The sequence below is a fragment of the Methylobacterium sp. CM6257 genome (assembly GCF_054611515.1).
This window is the reverse complement of record NZ_CM137735.1, coordinates 4,010,467-4,027,620: the sequence shown is the minus strand read 5'-3', so window position 1 is coordinate 4,027,620 and position 17,154 is coordinate 4,010,467. Positions and strand designations below refer to the sequence as shown.

Annotated in this window: 15 protein-coding genes; 6 read left to right on the top strand and 9 right to left on the bottom strand. The window is 72.6% G+C overall.

Annotated elements, in window-relative coordinates; genetic code table 11:
* Positions 1-42 precede the first annotated feature (42 nt).
* Together gltA and gltX are read right to left on the bottom strand one after the other, a co-directional pair.
* Complete coding sequence (gene gltA, locus ACYCO6_RS19720; RefSeq protein WP_459762462.1) at positions 43-1,332, bottom strand: citrate synthase; 1,290 nt, start codon at positions 1,330-1,332, stop codon at positions 43-45.
* Between the two features lie 221 nt (positions 1,333-1,553).
* The gene (gene gltX / locus ACYCO6_RS19715; RefSeq protein ID WP_459762460.1) at positions 1,554-2,981 is read right to left on the bottom strand and encodes a glutamate--tRNA ligase; all 1,428 of its coding nucleotides are present in this window, start codon (positions 2,979-2,981) and stop codon (positions 1,554-1,556) included.
* Between the two features lie 172 nt (positions 2,982-3,153).
* On the opposite strand from gltX, the gene ACYCO6_RS19710 reads away from it, so the two are divergent.
* Positions 3,154-5,433 (top strand): ComEC/Rec2 family competence protein, encoded by a 2,280-nt coding sequence (locus ACYCO6_RS19710; protein ID WP_459762458.1) that lies wholly within the window; start codon positions 3,154-3,156, stop codon positions 5,431-5,433.
* On the opposite strand, the gene lexA is transcribed toward ACYCO6_RS19710, so the two are convergent.
* Positions 5,427-6,149 (bottom strand): transcriptional repressor LexA, encoded by a 723-nt coding sequence (gene lexA, locus ACYCO6_RS19705; protein WP_459762456.1) that lies wholly within the window; start codon positions 6,147-6,149, stop codon positions 5,427-5,429. The genes ACYCO6_RS19710 and lexA overlap by 7 nt on opposite strands.
* A gap of 240 nt (positions 6,150-6,389) precedes the next feature.
* On the opposite strand from lexA, the gene ACYCO6_RS19700 reads away from it, so the two are divergent.
* Positions 6,390-6,845, top strand: a complete 456-nt coding sequence (locus ACYCO6_RS19700) for a hypothetical protein (RefSeq protein ID WP_459762454.1) — start codon at positions 6,390-6,392, stop codon at positions 6,843-6,845.
* A 26-nt stretch (positions 6,846-6,871) separates the two neighbouring features.
* Here the strand turns inward: ACYCO6_RS19700 and ACYCO6_RS19695 are convergent, their stop codons facing one another.
* Positions 6,872-7,087 (bottom strand): hypothetical protein, encoded by a 216-nt coding sequence (locus ACYCO6_RS19695; RefSeq protein ID WP_459762452.1) that lies wholly within the window; start codon positions 7,085-7,087, stop codon positions 6,872-6,874.
* Positions 7,088-7,167: 80 nt separating this feature from the next.
* Here ACYCO6_RS19695 and ACYCO6_RS19690 point away from each other — a divergent pair, with 80 nt between their 5' ends.
* The 3 genes from ACYCO6_RS19690 (at position 7,168) to fae (ending at position 8,245) form a co-directional block, all read left to right on the top strand.
* Positions 7,168-7,470, top strand: a complete 303-nt coding sequence (locus ACYCO6_RS19690) for a hypothetical protein (RefSeq protein ID WP_459762450.1) — start codon at positions 7,168-7,170, stop codon at positions 7,468-7,470.
* The gene (locus ACYCO6_RS19685) at positions 7,470-7,643 is read left to right on the top strand and encodes a hypothetical protein (RefSeq protein WP_459762448.1); all 174 of its coding nucleotides are present in this window, start codon (positions 7,470-7,472) and stop codon (positions 7,641-7,643) included. Before ACYCO6_RS19690 ends, ACYCO6_RS19685 begins: the two co-directional genes overlap by 1 nt.
* A gap of 62 nt (positions 7,644-7,705) precedes the next feature.
* On the top strand, positions 7,706-8,245 hold the full coding sequence (gene fae, locus ACYCO6_RS19680) for a formaldehyde-activating enzyme (RefSeq protein ID WP_012318995.1): 540 nt from the start codon (positions 7,706-7,708) through the stop codon (positions 8,243-8,245).
* A gap of 42 nt (positions 8,246-8,287) precedes the next feature.
* Here the strand turns inward: fae and ACYCO6_RS19675 are convergent, their stop codons facing one another.
* The 4 genes from ACYCO6_RS19675 to ACYCO6_RS19660 are packed head-to-tail and all read right to left on the bottom strand — an operon-like array spanning position 8,288 to position 14,577.
* Entirely contained in the window at positions 8,288-8,752 is a 465-nt protein-coding gene (locus tag ACYCO6_RS19675; protein WP_459762445.1) for a hypothetical protein, read from the bottom strand.
* A 44-nt stretch (positions 8,753-8,796) separates the two neighbouring features.
* The gene (locus ACYCO6_RS19670; RefSeq protein ID WP_459762443.1) at positions 8,797-12,087 is read right to left on the bottom strand and encodes an error-prone DNA polymerase; all 3,291 of its coding nucleotides are present in this window, start codon (positions 12,085-12,087) and stop codon (positions 8,797-8,799) included.
* Positions 12,084-13,871: a DUF6504 family protein gene (locus ACYCO6_RS19665; protein ID WP_459762441.1), complete on the bottom strand. Its 1,788-nt coding sequence runs from the start codon at positions 13,869-13,871 to the stop codon at positions 12,084-12,086. Before ACYCO6_RS19665 ends, ACYCO6_RS19670 begins: the two co-directional genes overlap by 4 nt.
* Complete coding sequence (locus tag ACYCO6_RS19660) at positions 13,798-14,577, bottom strand: ImuA family protein (RefSeq protein ID WP_459762439.1); 780 nt, start codon at positions 14,575-14,577, stop codon at positions 13,798-13,800. Before ACYCO6_RS19660 ends, ACYCO6_RS19665 begins: the two co-directional genes overlap by 74 nt.
* A gap of 230 nt (positions 14,578-14,807) precedes the next feature.
* On the opposite strand from ACYCO6_RS19660, the gene ACYCO6_RS19655 reads away from it, so the two are divergent.
* Positions 14,808-15,710 carry a collagen-like protein gene (locus tag ACYCO6_RS19655; RefSeq protein WP_459762437.1) on the top strand — a complete coding sequence of 301 codons (903 nt, stop codon included), beginning with the start codon at positions 14,808-14,810 and terminating at the stop codon, positions 15,708-15,710.
* Between the two features lie 66 nt (positions 15,711-15,776).
* Here ACYCO6_RS19655 and ACYCO6_RS19650 read toward each other — a convergent pair whose 3' ends face one another.
* Complete coding sequence (locus tag ACYCO6_RS19650; RefSeq protein WP_459773622.1) at positions 15,777-16,994, bottom strand: TIGR03862 family flavoprotein; 1,218 nt, start codon at positions 16,992-16,994, stop codon at positions 15,777-15,779.
* Positions 16,995-17,154: the final 160 nt, after the last annotated feature.

Below are 17,154 nucleotides of genomic sequence, written 5' to 3'. Positions count from 1 at the left end.
TCGCGGCCGCCCCGTTGGTCTCGTCTAAGGACAGGCTCCGGCTCAGCCGCGCTGGTCCACGGGCACGTAGTCACGCCGGGCCGGGCCCACGTAGAGCTGACGCGGACGGCCGATCTTCTGCGAGGGATCCTCGATCATCTCGGCCCATTGCGCGATCCAGCCCACCGTGCGGGCCACCGCGAACAGCACCGTGAACATGTCGGTGGGGAAGCCCATCGCCTTGAGGGTGATGCCCGAGTAGAAATCGATGTTCGGGTAGAGCTTCTTCTCGATGAAGTACTCGTCCTTCAGGGCGATCTGCTCCAGTTCCATGGCGACGTGGAGCAGCGGATCGTCGGTCTTGCCGAGCTCCTTGAGCACCTGGTGGGTGGTGCTCTGCATGATCCGGGCGCGCGGGTCGTAGTTCTTGTAGACCCGGTGGCCGAAGCCCATCAGCCGGAACGGATCGTTCTTGTCCTTGGCCTTGGCGACGTACTTGCCGACGTTCTCGGGCGTGCCGATCTCCATCAGCATCTTGAGCGCCGCCTCGTTGGCGCCGCCATGGGCAGGTCCCCACAGGCAGGCGATGCCGGCCGCGATGCAGGCGAAGGGGTTGGCACCCGAGGAGCCGGCGAGCCGCACCGTCGAAGTCGAGGCATTCTGCTCGTGGTCGGCGTGCAGGATGAAGATCTTGTCGAGGGCGCGCGCGAAGACCGGGTTCACCTCGTACTCCTCGCACGGCACCGCGTAGCACATGCGCAGGAAGTTCGAGGTGTAGTCGAGGTCGTTCTTCGGATACACGAACGGCTGGCCGATCGAGTACTTGAAGGCCATCGCCGCCAGCGTCGGCATCTTGGCGATCATGCGGATCGACGCGATCAGCCGCTGGCTCTCGTCCGTGATGTCGGTCGAGTCGTGGTAGAAGGCCGAGAGCGCGCCGACCGAGGCGACCATCACGGCCATGGGGTGCGCGTCGCGGCGGAAGCCGGTGAAGAACCGGTTCATCTGGTCATGCACCATGGTGTGGCGCGTGACCCGGTAGTCGAAATCGGCCTTCTGTGCGGCGGTCGGCAGGGTGCCGAACAGCATCAGGTAGCAGGTCTCGAGGAAGTCGCCCTTCTCGGCGAGCTGCTCGATCGGGTAGCCGCGATAGAGCAGCACGCCCTCGTCGCCGTCGATGTAGGTGATCTTCGATTCGCACGAGGCGGTCGAGGTGAAGCCCGGGTCGAAGGTGAAGGCGCCGGTCTGGGCGTAGAGCTTGCCGATATCGATCACGTCCGGCCCGATCGTGCCGGATTTCACCGGCAGCTCGATCGTCTTGCCGTCCACGGTGATGGTGCTGGATGCGCTCATGGATCGTGGACCCTTTTCTGGCGACGTGGCGGATGCCGGCCTCGGGCTGCCCGAGGTGAGCCCGGGGCCGGAGCACGCCGCGTCATGTTGCGGGTGCTCACAGGCCCTGGGTTACTCAAACGGCACTGCAGCAGCAACGGGGTGGGTGACAACCCGACCCCGACGCCAAGCGAAATCCGGGCCGCGGCCCGCAGTTCCCGCCGGCGCGACCCGCCGCGCCCTCAGCCCTGCGACACCTGATCGCCGAGCCGGGCGAGGGTCTCGTCCCGGCCGAGCACCGCCATCACGTCGAACAGGGGCGGGGAGGTGGTGCGCCCGGTAAGCGCCGCTCGCAGGGGTTGGGCCACCTGCCCGAGTTTGCAGCCCGCGGCCTCCGCGTACTGGCGCACCGCGCCCTCGGTCGCCGCCGCGCTCCACTCGGTCAGGGCTTCGAGCGCCGGGCGCACGCCGGCCAGGCGCGCGCGGCCATCGTCGGAGAGGAGGGCGCGCGCCTTGTCGTCCAGCGCCAGCGGGCGCTGCGCCGTGAGGTAGTAGGCGCTGTCGAGGAGCTCGATCAGGGTCTTGGCTCGCTCCTTCAGGCCCGGCATGGCCTGGGTGAGCTTGTCCTTGAGGGCGGGCTGGAGCGGCGCCGAGAGGCCGCGCTCGGGCCCGACATTCGGCAGGATCGTCTCGATCGCCGCCACGAGGTCGGCATCGGCGCTGGTGCGGATGTAGAGGCCGTTGAGGTTGGCGAGCTTGGCGAAGTCGAAGCGGGCCGCCGAGCGCCCCACCGAGCCGAGATCGAAGGCCGCGATCATCTCCTCGGTGGAGAAGACCTCCTGGTCGCCGTGGCTCCAGCCCAGCCGCACGAGGTAGTTGCGCAGGGCCGCCGGCAGGTAGCCGAGATCGCGGTAGGCCTCGACGCCGAGCGCGCCGTGGCGCTTCGAGAGCTTGGCCCCGTCGGACCCGTGGATCAGCGGGATATGGGCCATCTTGGGCACCTCCCAGCCGAGGGCCGAGAAGATCTGGCTCTGGCGCGCGGCGTTGGTGAGGTGGTCATCGCCGCGGATGATCTGCGTGACGCCCATGTCGTGGTCGTCGACCACGACGGCGAGCATGTAGGTCGGCGTCCCGTCCGAGCGCAGCAGGACGAGGTCGTCGAGGTCCTTGTTGGCCCAGGTCACCCGGCCCTGCACGGCGTCCTCGACCACGGTCTCGCCCTCGGTCGGCGCGCGCAGACGGATCACCGGTTTGACGCCGGCCGGGGCCTCGGACGGGTCGCGATCGCGCCAGCGGCCGTCGTAGCGCGGCGGACGCCCTTCCGCGCGGGCGGTCTCCCGCATCTGCGCCAGCTCCTCGGCGGTGGCGTAGCAATGGTAGGCGCGGCCCGATGCCAGCAGCTCCTCGGCCACCGCCCGGTGGCGCTCGGCCCGGGCGAACTGGAAGATCACGTCCCCGTCCCAGCCGAGGCCAAGCCAGGACAAGCCGTCGAGGATCGCGTCGATCGCGCCCTTGGTGGAGCGCTCCCGGTCGGTATCCTCGATGCGCAGCAGCATGCGGCCGCCGGTGTGGCGGGCATAGAGCCAGTTGAACAACGCCGTGCGGGCTCCGCCGATATGCAGGTAGCCGGTGGGCGAGGGGGCGAAGCGCGTGACGACGGCTGAGGACATCGGTCCGGTATGTTCGGGGGACAGTCGCGAAAGGGCGGTGGAGCGGCGAGGGGCTCGACAGGGCGCCCGTAGCACGAAGCGTCGACTGTAGCACGGGCGGATCGGTGCGTTAAGAATCGCCGAAGGAATCGCCCGGCCGTCGGCACAGGTCGCGCGGATCGGGACGGCGGCAATGCGGCGGATCGGCGCGAGGCTGGCAGGGGGCGCCGTGGCGCTGGCCGGTCCGCGTGCCGCGGCGCTTCCGGCACTTGGCGCGTGGGTCACCGCAGGTCTCGCCCGGGAAGCCGAGCAGCGCCGCCTGTTCCCCTGGCTGGCCGTGGCCTTCGGCGCCGGCATCCTGGTCTACTTCGCGGTCGCCGACGGCGCCCCGATCCTCGCCGCCCCTCTGGTCGGCGCGGCCCTCGCCCTGGCACCGGTGCCGATTCTCGGCGCGCGACCGGCGGCCTTGGCCGCCGCGCTGACCCTGGCGGCCGGGTTCCTCGGCTTCGCGGCGGCGGCCTGGCGGGTCTCGCAGGTGGCGGCCCCGATCCTCGCTCGCACCACAATCGGCCCGCTCACCGGGACGGTCGAGGCCCTGGACGACCGGGAGGTCGGCGCCCGGCTGGTGATCCGGGTGGAGAGCTTCGCGGGGCTCGCGCCGGAGGTGCGGCCCGTCCGGGTCCGGGTCTCGTTCCGCAAGACGCCGACCGCGCGGCCCGGGGACGTCATCGCCGCCACCGCGCGGCTGCTTCCGCCCCCGGAGGCGGCTCGGCCCGGCGGCTACGACTTCGCCCGGGACGCGTATTTTCAGAGCATCGGTGCGGTTGGCTCGCTGCTCGGCGCGGTCACGGTCCGTGCGCCTTCGGAGCCGCCGCCCCTGGGCCTGCGGCTCGCCGCCATGCTGGACGAGGCCCGCAACGCGCTTACCCGCCGGATCGCCCAGGCAGAAGGCGGCCAGGCGGGCGCGGTGGCGGCGGCCCTGGTGACGGGCAAGCGCGGGCTGATCGGTCCGGCGACCAACGATGCGCTCCGCGCTGCCGGCATCTACCACGTGGTCTCGATCTCGGGGCTGCACATGGTGCTGGCCGCCGGCGTGGTGTTCTGGCTGGTGCGGGCCGTCCTCGCCCTCGTGCCCTACTGCGCGCTGTTCTGGCCGATCAAGAAGATCGCCGCCGGCTTCGCCATGGCGGGGGTAACCGCCTACTGCGCCTTCTCGGGCTGGGACATCGCCGCCGAGCGCTCGCTGATCATGACCCTGATCATGCTGGGCGCGATCCTGGTGGACCGGCCGGCCCTGTCGATGCGCAACCTCGCGCTGTCCGCGCTGATCGCCCTGGCCCGCGAGCCGGAGGGCCTGCTCGGCCCGAGCTTCCAGATGTCGTTCGGGGCGGTGGCCGGGCTGATCGCCTGCGCGCGGCTGATCGACGGGCGCCTCTTCGTGCGCCCCGGGGCGGGGCGGATCGGGCGGCTCGTCGGCACCGGCCTCTCGGCAGTCACCGGCACGCTGGCCACGACCCTGGTGGCGCAGGTCGCGACCGCGCCCTTCGCCACCTATCATTTCCAGACGATCCAGCCACTCGGACTCGTCGGCAACGCCCTGACCCTGCCGCTCGTCTCCCTCGTGGTGATGCCGTCCGCGGTCATCGGGATCCTGGCCTATCCCTTCGCCCTCGACCGGCCGATCTGGTGGCTCATGGGGCAGGCCGTCGGCGGCATGCTGGCGATCTCCGAATGGATCGCCGGGTTCGAGCGGGCGACCCTCGTGCTGCCGGCTTTCGGCACCGGCGCGCTGACTCTGCTGACGGCGGGATTGCTGCTGGCGACGCTTCCGGCCTCGCGCCTGCGCTGGCTCGCGCTGCCGCCCGTTCTGTTCGGACTCTGGCTCGCCGCCCTGCCGGAACGCTACGACCTCTACGTCGACCGGCAAGGCGGGGGCGCTGCCGTGCGGAGCCCCGACGGCCGGCTCACGGTGCTGGGCAAGCCGTCCGCCTTCGTGCTGGAGCAGTGGCTGAAGGCAGATGGTGACGGGCGGCGAGCCAACGCGATGATCGGCTCGCAGCCGGGCGGGCGGTGCGATCGGCTCGGCTGCACGGCGCAGCTACCGGACGGACGGGCGGTGGCCCTGGTCCGGGACCGACGCGCCTTTTCGGAGGATTGCGCCCGGGCCGCCGTGCTGATCACCGGACTCGCCGCGCCGCCGACCTGCACGGGGCCTCTGGTGATCGACCGTCGCGTCCTGGCCGCCCGCGGGGCCGTGGCCCTCCGGGCCGAGACCGAGGGCTTCACGGCGCATTACGCCCGCGACGGCGGCCGCTCCCTCCCCTGGCGCCCGCGCCCGGCAGAGCCCCCGGCGATCGCACGTGCGGATGGGAACGGTGCCGCGCGAGAGCCGGTGGCGGCAACTCCGTCAGAGGCCGACGCGTCCGGGGGCAGGATCATCCCCGATGACGGGCCGGCCGAGCCGCCTCAGTAGCGGCGGACGAGGCTGACGAGCCGGCCCTGGATCCGGACCCGGTCGGGACCAAGCACGCGCGTCTCGTAGGCCGGGTTGGCGGCCTCGAGGGCGATCGAGGAGCCGCGGCGGCGCAGGCGCTTGAGCGTCGCCTCCTCGTCGTCGATCAGGGCCACGATGATGTCGCCGGTGTTGGCCGTCTCCTGCTTGCGGATCACCACGAGGTCGCCGTCGAGGATGCCGGCCTCCACCATCGAATCGCCCCGCACCTCCAGGGCGTAGTGCTCGCCGCCCGCCAGGAAGTCCGGCGAGAGGGTGATGGCGTGGCTCTGGTTCTGGATCGCCGAGACCGGCGTACCGGCCGCGATCCGGCCCATCACGGGAATCGAGACGGCGCGGCCGGCCTCATCGATCATCCGCGTGCTGGCCGGCATCGGCGGCTGCTTGGACTTGCCGCCCTCGACCACGCTCGGGGTGAAGCGGCGCGGCTCCGCCGCAGGTGCGGCGGCCTGACCGGTCAGGCTCTCGGGGATACGGATCACCTCGATGGCGCGCGCGCGATTCGGGAGGCGCCGCAGGAAACCGCGCTCCTCCAGGGCCGTGATCAGCCGGTGGATGCCCGATTTCGACTTGAGGTCGAGCGCGTCCTTCATCTCGTCGAACGAGGGGGGGACGCCGCATTCCTGCATGCGACTCTGGATGAATCGCAGGAGGTCCAGCTGCTTGCGCGTGAGCATCGACGGGGGCCTCGCGGCTTGGCGGACCGCCTCGGGACGGTCTCGGAAACAAATCACGAACAGGCTAAACGTTCCGCAAGTGTTCCGCAAGCACAATACGGCCACGCTCGCGCTGCCGCGGCCCGGGCGTGGCGAGAAACGATTTGACGGCGCAAGCGGAGCCGTTTCAATGCATCCCGGTGTCCCGCCAGAGAGGGCGGCGGATCCGGGACGGGCTGGAATCGGGCTGGGATGACGAGGATGCGACGACCCGCGGCTCTGCTGCCCCTCGGCTTGGTCGCCCTGGGCTTGGCGCTGGCCGGCTGCACCACCGGCTTCGCGTACATCTCGCGCAACTACGTGGCCCTCACGCCGCAGGTGGTCACCATCGGCTGCAAGGAGCCCTACGAGGTCTATGACAACCGGCAGTTGCGCAGGATGCTGATCGTCTCGAACGCCCTGCGCGAATATGCCGGCTGCAATCTCAGCGAGGCCCGGATCGATCCCGAGCCGGAGGCGACCCGGGTGAAGCGCTTCCGCACGGCCGCCCGCGCCTATCTCGACGAGACCGTGCGCGAGGATTGCCGGATCACCGGCGAGACGGTGTTCGATCCGCTGAAGACCGAGTTCGCCTACGCGTGCGACGCGCCCATCGAGAAGCGCGGCACCGTGGTGCCGCGTCTGCCGGGCCGCAATCCGGGCCTGATCCTGCGCTGAACCGCGGCCCGGCGCTGCCGCGCCGGTCAGGCACCCGGCTTCGGGAAGGTGCGCTCGGCCGCGTCGCCGGCCGCCGCCAGCAAGGCGCGGGCGAAGGCGCGGGCCTCCGCCCGATCGAGCACGATCGCGGCCGTGACCGGGCTTCCGCCGAGATCGGACAGGGCGAGTTCCAGCCGCACCCCGTCGGGCACGGGACTCGCCTGGAGGCTCCAGCCGGCGCCCCGATCCGTGCTCTCCGCCATCACACATCCTCCCGCGCGCCCCGGGAAAACGCCGCAGGCTCCCGCCCGGAACTGCCCGCGCCCGGGACTGTTCCCGAGCCGTGCCAAGCGCTTCCCTGCCTCGCCTGAACGCGTTCCTCAAGACCGCCGGCCCTGGACTCCTCGTGATGCTCGCCGACACGGATATCGGCAGCCTCATCGCGGCGGCCTTCGTGGCGCTGGACGTGGTGGCCCTGGCGCTGGCCTGGGGCTTCGGCGACGTGACCGGCAAGCCGCACTCCCTGGAGCAGTCGCCCCTGGAGGCACCGGCCTTCTACGGCGCCTTCACGCCCGTGGTCGTGGCGGGGCGGTCGCCGTGCAGCTCGTGCCGAACCTCGTGGCCCGCAACGTCGCCGTGGAGGTGATGAACGCGCTGCTCCTGCCCCTGGCGCTCGGCTTCCTGATCCTTCTGGCGACACGGGCTCTGCCGGAGGGGAAGCGGGTGGCGGGGACCTACAAATGCGTGGTCTACACCGTCTCGGGGATCACCATCGCCTTCGCGCCGGTCGGCGTGCTCGACGGGGTCGGCCTGCTCTGAGCTCATTGACGCGGGCGGCGCGATGATGTCTCCCGCGGGCTCCGATCAGGTGGAGTTCGAACATGCAAGAGATCTGGTTCCGCGCGGGCGAGGCCACGGTGCTGGCGGCCGAGGGCCAGTACACCGACGCCATGCCGGAGGTGCTGATCGGCTCGGTGCGCGGGCCGGTGGGCCAGGCCTTCGCGTCGATGATGGGGCAGGTTCAGGGCCACACCCGGATGTTCGTGGTGCGCGACCTCAACCAGCTGGTGCGTCCGGCCACGATGATGACCACCAAGGCCACCATCCACACGGCCGAGTACGTCGAGCTGCTCGGCGGCGTGGTCCAGGCGGCCACCGGCGACGCGATCGTGGACTGCATCATCGAGGGCATCCTGCCCAAGGACGGGCTCGACGAGCTGTGCATGATCATCATGATCTGGCTCGATCCGCGCTGCGCCGAGGACGACAACCTCGACCAGAAGGACCTCTACCGGACGAACTACGAGGCGACGAAGCTCGCCATCGCCCGCGCCCTCAAGGGCGAGCCGACGGTGGACGAGCTGATCGCCAACCGGAAGACCGTGAAGCACTACGCCCTGGACGGCGTGATCGAGTACTGAGCGGCCCCGCTTCCGCACGCATCCTGCCGGGTCAGGCCCGCCTCATTCCGGCGGGATGCGCCCCACCGAGCACAGGGTCCGCATCGTGGTGCTGCCCGGGTCGGTGTAGCAGGAGGCCGACCAGCCGTTCTGCTGGATGAACGACTTGCGCCGCTCCGACAGCGAGGTCCGGTAGGCGTTGGCGATGATCGGCTCGACGGTGGCGGCGGACTCGCCGATCAGGATCTCGGAGGCCGTCGACAGGTCGCGGAAGAAGGTCGCTGACGGGGTCGGTTCGGCGGATGTGGCCTGCACGATCGGCTCGGCCCGGCAGGTCACGTCGAACTTGATCGGGCCGGCCATGCGGATGTCGATGCTCGGCCCGGCGCGCTTGCCGACCTTGCCGCCGATTGCGCCGGCGATCTGGCGGGCGAGGTCGTCGCAGCTGTCGGCCCTGGCTTGAACCGCCAGGAGCGGCAGGGCCGCGCAGGCGGCGAGGAGGAGGCGCGGGACGGCGAAGCTTGACATGCGGGCACTCTACGCGCGGCGCAGGGCCTGTCGAGGGGCGTTCATCAGTGGAAATCCCGGCTGCGGTACACGCGCCGGTCCGGCGGGACGCCGAAATCCGTGTTCTCGGGGGGCAGCTTCATCCCGGCCTCGCGCAGGTCGCGCAGGGACGCGGTGAGATCGCGAAACCCCTCCGCCACGATATGGACCACGCCGCCCGCCCGCTGGATCCGGCCGCGCACGGCGAGGAACCGGGCCTGCATGGCGACCCGACGGTTGGCCTCGAACACCGTCTTCCAGACGATCACGTTGGCGATGCCGGTCTCGTCCTCCAGGGTCAGGAAGACCACGCCCTTGGCGGTGCCCGGCCGCTGGCGGATCAGCACGAGGCCCGCCACCGTGACCCGCGCGCCCTGGGGCAGGGCCGGATCGAGATGGGCCCGGGCCGGGATCGCGCCGATCCGGGCGAGCCGTCCCCGGAAGAAGGCGGCCGGATGCCCCTGCAGCGACAGGCCGGTGGCGGCGTAATCCTCGGCTACCGCCTCCGACGGGGCCAGGGACGGCAGGTCCACCGCCGGCTCGTGCCGGAACAGGCCGTCATCGGCGTGCCACGCGAAGAGCGGCAGGGGCGCGTCCAACAGGTGGGCGCGGCGCTCGCTCGGATCGGCCTTGGCGGCCTTGCGGGCCGAGGTCCCCTCCAGGGTACGCACCATCCAGAGGGCGGCGCGCCGGTCGAGGCCGAGCGACCGGAAGGCGTCCGCCTCGGCCAGCCGCTCCAGGGTGTTGCGGGGCAGGGCGAGGGCCGCCTGCAGGCCCTCGATGCTGGCATAGCCGTTGGCCCGCAGCCGCACGAGCCGACGCATCGCGGCCTGGGGCAGGCCGCGCACCAGCCGCAGGCCGATCCGCACGGCGTGCAGCGCCGGATCTCCGGCCGGCTCCAGGGTACAGTCCCAGTCGCTGGCGTTGACGCAGACGCCCCGCACCTCGACGCCGTGGGCGCGGGCGTCGCGGACGAGCTGGGCGGGCTGGTAGAAGCCCATGGGCTGGGCGTTGAGGATCGCGGCCAGGAAGACGTCGGGGTGCCGGCATTTCATCCAGGCCGAGGCGTAGACGAGGAGCGCGAAGCTCGCCGCGTGGCTCTCCGGGAAACCGTAGGTGGAGAAGCCCCGGATCTGCGCGAAGCAGCGCTCGGCGAAGTCCTTCGGGTAGCCCCGGCGGGTCATGCCGCCGACGAACTTTTCCGCGAAGCCGCCGATCGAGCCGACATGGCGGAAGGTCGCCATCGCCCGGCGCAGCCCGTCGGCCTCGGCCGGGGTGAAGCCCGCCGCCGTGATGGCGATCTGCATGGCGTGCTCCTGGAAGAGCGGGACCCCGTAGGTCTTCTGCAGGACCTCCTTCAGCTCGTCCGCCGGCCCGTGGTCCGGGTGCGGCGCGGGGTACTCCACCGGGTCGATCCCGGAGCGGCGGCGCAGGTAGGGATGGACCATGTCGCCCTGGATCGGGCCGGGGCGCACGATCGCCACCTGCACCACGAGATCGTAGAACTCCTTGGGCTTCAGGCGCGGCAGCATCGACATCTGCGCCCGGCTCTCGACCTGGAACACGCCGACGGAATCGGCCTTCGCCAGCATCGCGTAGGTCTCGGGGTCGTCCTGCGGCAGGTCGGCCAGCGTCTCGTAGAAGACCCCGTGGTCCTTCTCCAGGAAATCGAGGCCGCGCTTGAGGCAGGTCAGCATGCCGAGCGCCAGCACGTCGACCTTCATCAGGCCGATCGCGTCGATGTCGTCCTTGTCCCACTCGATGAAGGTGCGGTCCGCCATGGCGCCGTTGCCCACCGGCACGGTCTCGTCGAGACGGCCCCGGGTCAGCACGAAGCCGCCGACATGCTGCGACAGGTGGCGGGGGAAACCGATCAGCTGGTGGGCGAGGTCCAAAGCCTGCCGGATCGCGGGGTTCGCCGGATCGAGGCCGGCCTCGCGCACGTGCTGGTCCGGCATGCCGCTGCCCCAGGAACCCCAGACGGTGTCGGCGATCGCCGCGGTCACGTCCTCGGAGAGCCCGAGGACCTTCCCGACCTCGCGGATCGCCATGCGCGGCCGGTAGTGGATTACCGTGGCGCAGAGCGCGGCGCGCTCCCGCCCGTAGCGGGCGTAGAGGTGCTGGATCACCTCCTCGCGGCGCTCGTGCTCGAAATCGACGTCGATGTCGGGGGGCTCGCCCCGGTTCTCCGAGATGAAGCGGGCGAAGAGCAGCCGGTGCTTCGACGGATCCACCGCGGTGATGCCGAGGCAGAAGCAGACGGCGGAATTGGCCGCCGAGCCGCGGCCCTGGCAGAGGATGCCCTGGCCGCGGGCGAACTCGACCACGTCGAACAGGGTCAGGAAGTAGCGGGCGTAGTCCATCTTGGCGATGAGCCGCAGCTCCTCGCGCAAAGTCGCCGCGACGGAGGCCGGGATGTCGCCCGCGTAGCGCCAGCGCGCCCGCTCCCAGGTCTTCTCCTCCAGGTATTCCTGCGGCGTGCGCCCCGGCGGCACCGGCTCGTCGGGATACTCGTAGCGCAGCTGCGACAGGCAGAAGTCGCAGGCCTGCGCGATCTCGACGGTGCGGGCGAGCGCCTCCGGATGATCGGCGAAGAGCCGCGCCATCTCGGCGGGGGGCTTCAGGTGGCGCTCGGCATTGGCCTCCAGGCGGTAGCCGGCCTCCCCGATCCGGCAGCCCGCACGGATGCAGGTGACCACGTCCTGGAGCGGACGCCGCTCGGGAAGGTGGTAGAGCGCGTCCGAGACCGCGACCATCGGGGCGCCTGCGGCCGCGCCCAGCTCGGCGAGGAGCCCGAGGCGGCGCCGCTCGTCACCGCAGCGCGCGTGACTCGCCCCGAGCCAGGTCCACCCCGGAGCCGCGGCGGCGAGCGCCTCCAGCCGCGCCCGGAACCCCTCCGGCAGGCGCCGGGCCGGCGGCATCGCGATGAACATCTGCCCCTCGGCGGCCTCCAGCATCTCGGCGAAGCTGAACCGGCAGTCACCCTTTCGGACGCGCCGGTTGCCCAGGGTGAGCAGCCGGCAGAGGCGGCCCCAGGCCGCCCGGTCCATCGGGTAGGTGACGGCCTCGAACCCCTCCTCGGTGACGAGGCGCACCCCCGGCAGGATCCGGATCCGCGTGCCCTCCGCTTCGAGCGCCCGCGCCGCCGCGTGCGCCCGCACCACGCCGGCCACGGTGTTGCGGTCGGCGATGCCGATGGCCGCGAGGCCGTAGGCCGCCCCCTGCACGACGTATTCCTGCGGGTGCGCGGCGCCGTGCAGGAACGAGAAGTTCGTGGTGACGGCGAGTTCGGCGTACGGGATCTCGGAGCCGCTCACGCGAACAGCCCGTGGACGTACCACGCGGCCGGACGGTCGGGGGCGTGCGGCCCGTCGCGGTAGAGCCAGAGCCGGTGCCCGGCCTCGCACTCGATGCGGTAGTAGTCGCGGTCTTCTCCAGGCTCGCGCCACCATTCGGCGGCGATCCGCTCCGGCCCCTCGGCATGGGCGACCCGGTGGACCTGCGCGCGCCAGCGGAAGCGCCGGGGCGGTCCCTCGGGCACGGTGGAGAGCACGTCGAGGGCGGCCTCGCCGCGGGGGAACAGAACCAGGGGCCGGGGCGGCAGGTGGTCGGGCCAGGATGGGTCGGCGCCCTGAGCCTCGGATGGCCTGAGGCGCGCAGGGTGGTTCACCTCGGCAGCGGCACGTGCCCTTCTCCCCTCTGCGGGGCTGCCGGATTCGCACATTGGGTCCGACAACACCGGCTCAGAACGGAGCGCGGGCCCCCTCTCCCGTACGGGAGAGGGGACCGGCCGCGCTTTGGCAGTGCCGATGTGTGAGTCCGGTAGCCCCGCAGAGGGGGGAGGGCGACGCGCACGTGTCCGGCCACTCTCTGTCGCCGCTAATCCTCGCCCCTCGTCGGCAACCCAGTCACGGGCGCAGGCCGCCCGCTCCGGGAGATGGCTCGCCCGCGGCTCCAGGCGCAGCAGCGTCCGCCCGAGGCGCTGCGCCAGGGCGTCGGCCAGGAACCCGACCCCGTCCCCTTCCATCGCGGCACCGAGATCCGTCTGGCGGGCCGGCAGGGCGCCCGTCACCGTGGCGGCGAGCGCCACCGTCTCGAAGCCGAAGCCGGCATCGAGGGCGGATCCCATCCTGTCCAGGCGCAGGGAGACGAGGGCCGCGACCCGCTCGGAACAGCGCTCGGGGCGGGACAGGCCGAGATCGAGGGCCCGCACGACCCCGTCGACCCGGTGGAGGGCGAGACGCAGGGCGCAGGCGCCGAGCCCGTCCCGCTCCAACCGGGGGGCGATCTCCGCCATCAGGTCCCGGGCGGTCCGGACGATGTCCGACTGCCGGCCGATCGGGTCGAGGAAGCCGCGGGCGGCGGCGTAGGCAGCCTCGTCCGGCAGGGACGCCAGCGGCTCGGGCCGGCGCGCCAGGGCCTGGTCGAGCCGCAACAGCAGGGCCTCCCCGAAGCGGCGGGCGAGGGGGCCGCGGGGGAGGGCATCGAGCTCGCCGATCCGGCGCAGGCCGAGCCGCTTCAGGCCCGAGACCGTGCCCGGATCGAGCCGCAGGGCCTCGACGGGGAAAGCCCGCAGAGCCTCGGCTGCCCCGCCCGGCGGCACGACGCTCCGGTCGACCCCGCCATGGCTGGCCAGCGCGAAGGCGGCACCGGGCGTGTCGGCGAGCGCGATCCGCGCGGGGATCTTCGCCCGCATGAGGCGTCCGGCGAGATCGTCGACGAGGTTCGCCTCGCCGCCGCGCAGGTGGCTCGCCCCGGCGACGTCGATGTAGAGGCCGTCCGCCGCCTCGGCCGGCCCGAACGGCGCCACGAGCGGCGCGTAGCCCCCCGCCCAGCGGCAGAGGCGCAGCAGGGAGTCCCGGTCGGCAGCCGGGTCGGCGGGATAGACCTGGAGCGGCACGCCGATCCGCGCCCGGACGCGGCCGAGGGGTTCGCCGGGCCTCAACCCCAGGGCACGGGCCTGCGGGTCGAGGGCAACCAGTCGCAGGCCACCGGCTCCCTCGGCCGTAACGACCAGGGGTCCCTCCTCAGGCGCGAGACCGGCCCGCCGCAGCCGCGTCACCGGCCAGTGGCTCAGGCAGATGCAGACGATGCGCGGCATGGTCCCACTCCAGAAGCCAGTCGCCGCCCCGCCCGTTGCGGCAGCGTTCGAGCCGGGCCCGCCAGCGCGGCCTGTCGAGGGTGCCGAACCGGTCCCGCGCCGCCGGCGCCGCGGCGATCCGCCAGCGGGTGGCGGCCCCGTTGGGCAGCCCGGCCGGCGCCGGCCGCAGGATGAGCAGAAGCGGCGGGGAGGGACCCTCCGCGGCGAGTTGCAGGCGCCGACCCGGTTTCAACGGCAGGCCGTCCCGCAGGAGGCCGACGACGGCCGTGAGGCTGCGCGCGTGCAGGGCCGACTCCAGCGCGCGGAACACCTCCGCGTCGTCGCCGGCTTCCAGCAGCAGCAGCCGGGCGGGGTCGAGACCGAGGCCGGCCAAGCCGTGGCCGTAGGGCAGGGGCTGGCCGGGCGCGGCGGCGATCAGTGCCTCCCCGGGCCTCGCGGCGAGGTGACGGGCGCAGAGCGCCAGGGCGAAGCCGAGGGCTGCGACCCCGTCCGCGGGCTCGGCCGGCGCGATCTCGTGGGGCGGCCCGAGGACGAGGCCTCCCCCCGGCAGGTGAGCGTCGAGGGCGGGCAGATCCAGCGGGAGGACCGGACGCAGGTCCCGGCCGCCGACCGGCGGCGCGAGGCGCGCCCGCAGGGCGGCCAGACGCGCCCGGGGATCGCCCTGCGCGGGGTCCCGCTCGGTCTCGTCCGCAGGGTCCAGCCCCATCTCCGTCAGCTCCGGTCATGGCGGACGATACGAACATAACAAGAACATATTCAAACCGTTTCCGCGGGGTGTTGGAATCCCGCGTCGGCGCAGCCGCTTGGCCTGTGGATGGGTGTGGACGCGTGTGGACTCGGCTGACCCACAGGGTCCGACAGCCACGGTTGACCCCAACCATGGCGCGAGACCAAAGTCGGGAGCCGCGTGCGTGACGCGGTCGATACGGACCGCGCATGCGCCCAGTTCTTGCCCTGACGATCCTGCTCGCCCTGTCGGGGGCGGCTTTCGCCCAGCAGCCGGCGGATCCGGGAGCCGCGGCACCGGACGCGTCCGCTGCGGCGCGGCCGCGCCCGGCCCGGCCGCGAGTCCGGCAGACGCAGGCCCCGAGCCAGCCGATCATGGTCTACGACGCGCGGATCGAGGCCGGGGACCTGCGGATCTCGGGCTCGGTGCGCAAACCGGGCGCGATCGTGGTGCTGGACGACGACATCTCGGTCCAGGCCGACCGGCGCGGACGCTTCACTTTCCGGCTTCCCTACCGGCCCTCGACCTGCGTGGTGACGCTGAAATCCGACCCGGACGAGCGCGAGGCGGTGGTGGCGAATTGCGCCCCCGAGGGACCGCCGGGACCGCCCGGTCCCCAGGGCGTCGCAGGGCCGCCCGGCGAGACGGGTCCCAAAGGTGAGCAGGGCGCCAAGGGTGAGCCGGGCGCCAAGGGAGACCAAGGGCCCAAGGGAGACCAAGGACCTAAGGGAGACCAAGGCCCCAAGGGTGATGCAGGCCCACAGGGCGAGCCCGGTCCGAAAGGGGAGACCGGTCCCCAGGGCTCGGTCGGTCCGCAGGGCGTACCGGGTCCGAAGGGCGAGCCGGGAGCCCCGGGCATCCAGGGGCACCCGGGTCCCAGGGGCCAGGCCGGACCGCAGGGTGCGCCGGGCCCGAGGGGTGAGGCCGCGGCCTCACCCTTGCGGCCGGTGCGCAAGAACGACTGTGCGGGCGGCTGCGCGGTGACCTGCGAGGCCGGTGAGACGCTGGTCACCGCCCACTGCCTCAAGGGCGGCGCGCCGGTCTATGACGGGGAGGGCGCCAGCTGCCCGGCGGAGGCGTCCGGCATCGTCGGGTTCTGCACGCGGCCATAGAGCATCGTCCCGAAAGGTGGCCGCCGGGTTTCGGGACAGGACGATGCGGATCGGAAACCTGGCGTCTCAGCCGCCGGTCTCGCGCAGCCAGTCGAGCATCCCGGCGGCGGCCGCCCGGCCGCCCGCGAAGGCGCCCTGGAGCAGGTAGCCGCCGGTCGGGGCCTCCCAGTCGAGCATCTCCCCGGCCAGGAACAGGCCGGGATGGCCGCGCAGCATGGACCGCCCGTCGAGGGCGTCGAGCCGGACGCCGCCCGCCGTCGAGATCGCCCGCTCGATCGGCGCGGAGGCGGTGAGGGTCAGGGGCGCGGCCTTGATCAGCCCGGCGAGCGCCTCGGGATCCGCCGGGAGGGCGGCGCCGGCCGCCTCGCGCAGCAGGCCCGCGGCCACGGGGGCGAGGCCCGCGGCCTTGCGCAGCCGGGTCGCGGCCGAGTCGCCGGGCCGGGCGCCCGACAGGCGGCGGGCGAGGGCGTCCCGGGTCAGGTCGGGACGCAGATCCACGACCAGCCGCGCGCTGCCCCGGGCCGCGATCGCCTCGCGCACGACGCGCGAGAGGGCGTAGATCGCCCCACCCTCGAGACCGGATGCCGTGACCACGGCCTCACCCCGCACCGTGAAGCCGTCGCAGGCGAGGGCCACCCGCTTCAGCGGCGCGCCGGGAAACCGCTCCCGGAACAGATCGGACCACGCCACCGCGAACCCGGCATTGGCCGGGCGCAGGGGCGCCACCGCCACGCCGAGCCTTTCGAGGAGCGGCACCCAGCGCCCGTCCGAGCCGAGCCGCGGCCAGCTCGCCCCGCCGAGCGCCAGGAGGGCTGCCCGGGGCCGGACGGAGAGGGGACCATCCGGGGTCTCGAACCGCAGGCCCTCACCGATCGCCGTGAGCCGGTGGCGGGTGCGGATCCGGACGCCGAGGCGGTCGAGCCGCGCGAGCCACGCCCGCAACAGCGGCGAGGCCTTGAAGCTCTGCGGGAAGACGCGCCCGCTCGAGCCGACGAAGGTCGGTTCGCCGAGCTCCGCGCACCAGGCCCGCAGCGCGTCGGGCGGGAACGCCGCGATGGCGGCGTCGAGGTATCCTGGCGGATGGTAGCGGGCGAGGAAGTCCGCCCGCTTCTCGCTGTGGGTGATGTTGAGGCCGCCGCGCCCGGCGATCAGCAGCTTGCGGGCGACCGACGGCATGCGCTCGTAGACCGCGACCGCGCGTCCGGCCTGGGCCAGCACCTCGGCCGCAGCGAGGCCCGCAGGCCCGCCGCCCACGATGGCGATTGCATTCGTGTCCTCCGGCATCCGCCCGGAGAGCGACAGGCCGCCGGTCCCTGTCAAGGGAGAAGGGCCGACACGCACCGCGCGCCATGGGCCGCCCCGCGGCGTTGCGCTAAGAACCGGGCACGCCCGACCATAGGTTCTTCCCGATCCCGGGCCGCGTGGATATCGGCGGCCCGACGCG

Excerpts from the sequence above, each read along its gene's own strand:
- gltA (WP_459762462.1), bottom strand. The coding sequence starts at position 1,332 with ATGAGCGCATCCAGCACCATCACCGTGGACGGCAAGACGATCGAGCTG.
- gltX (WP_459762460.1), bottom strand. The coding sequence starts at position 2,981 with ATGTCCTCAGCCGTCGTCACGCGCTTCGCCCCCTCGCCCACCGGCTAC.
- ACYCO6_RS19710 (WP_459762458.1), top strand. The coding sequence starts at position 3,154 with ATGCGGCGGATCGGCGCGAGGCTGGCAGGGGGCGCCGTGGCGCTGGCC.
- lexA (WP_459762456.1), bottom strand. The coding sequence starts at position 6,149 with ATGCTCACGCGCAAGCAGCTGGACCTCCTGCGATTCATCCAGAGTCGC.
- ACYCO6_RS19700 (WP_459762454.1), top strand. The coding sequence starts at position 6,390 with ATGCGACGACCCGCGGCTCTGCTGCCCCTCGGCTTGGTCGCCCTGGGC.
- ACYCO6_RS19695 (WP_459762452.1), bottom strand. The coding sequence starts at position 7,087 with ATGGCGGAGAGCACGGATCGGGGCGCCGGCTGGAGCCTCCAGGCGAGT.
- ACYCO6_RS19685 (WP_459762448.1), top strand. The coding sequence starts at position 7,470 with ATGAACGCGCTGCTCCTGCCCCTGGCGCTCGGCTTCCTGATCCTTCTG.
- fae (WP_012318995.1), top strand. The coding sequence starts at position 7,706 with ATGCAAGAGATCTGGTTCCGCGCGGGCGAGGCCACGGTGCTGGCGGCC.
- ACYCO6_RS19675 (WP_459762445.1), bottom strand. The coding sequence starts at position 8,752 with ATGTCAAGCTTCGCCGTCCCGCGCCTCCTCCTCGCCGCCTGCGCGGCC.
- ACYCO6_RS19665 (WP_459762441.1), bottom strand. The coding sequence starts at position 13,871 with ATGCCGCGCATCGTCTGCATCTGCCTGAGCCACTGGCCGGTGACGCGG.
- ACYCO6_RS19660 (WP_459762439.1), bottom strand. The coding sequence starts at position 14,577 with ATGGGGCTGGACCCTGCGGACGAGACCGAGCGGGACCCCGCGCAGGGC.
- ACYCO6_RS19655 (WP_459762437.1), top strand. The coding sequence starts at position 14,808 with ATGCGCCCAGTTCTTGCCCTGACGATCCTGCTCGCCCTGTCGGGGGCG.
- ACYCO6_RS19650 (WP_459773622.1), bottom strand. The coding sequence starts at position 16,994 with ATGCCGGAGGACACGAATGCAATCGCCATCGTGGGCGGCGGGCCTGCG.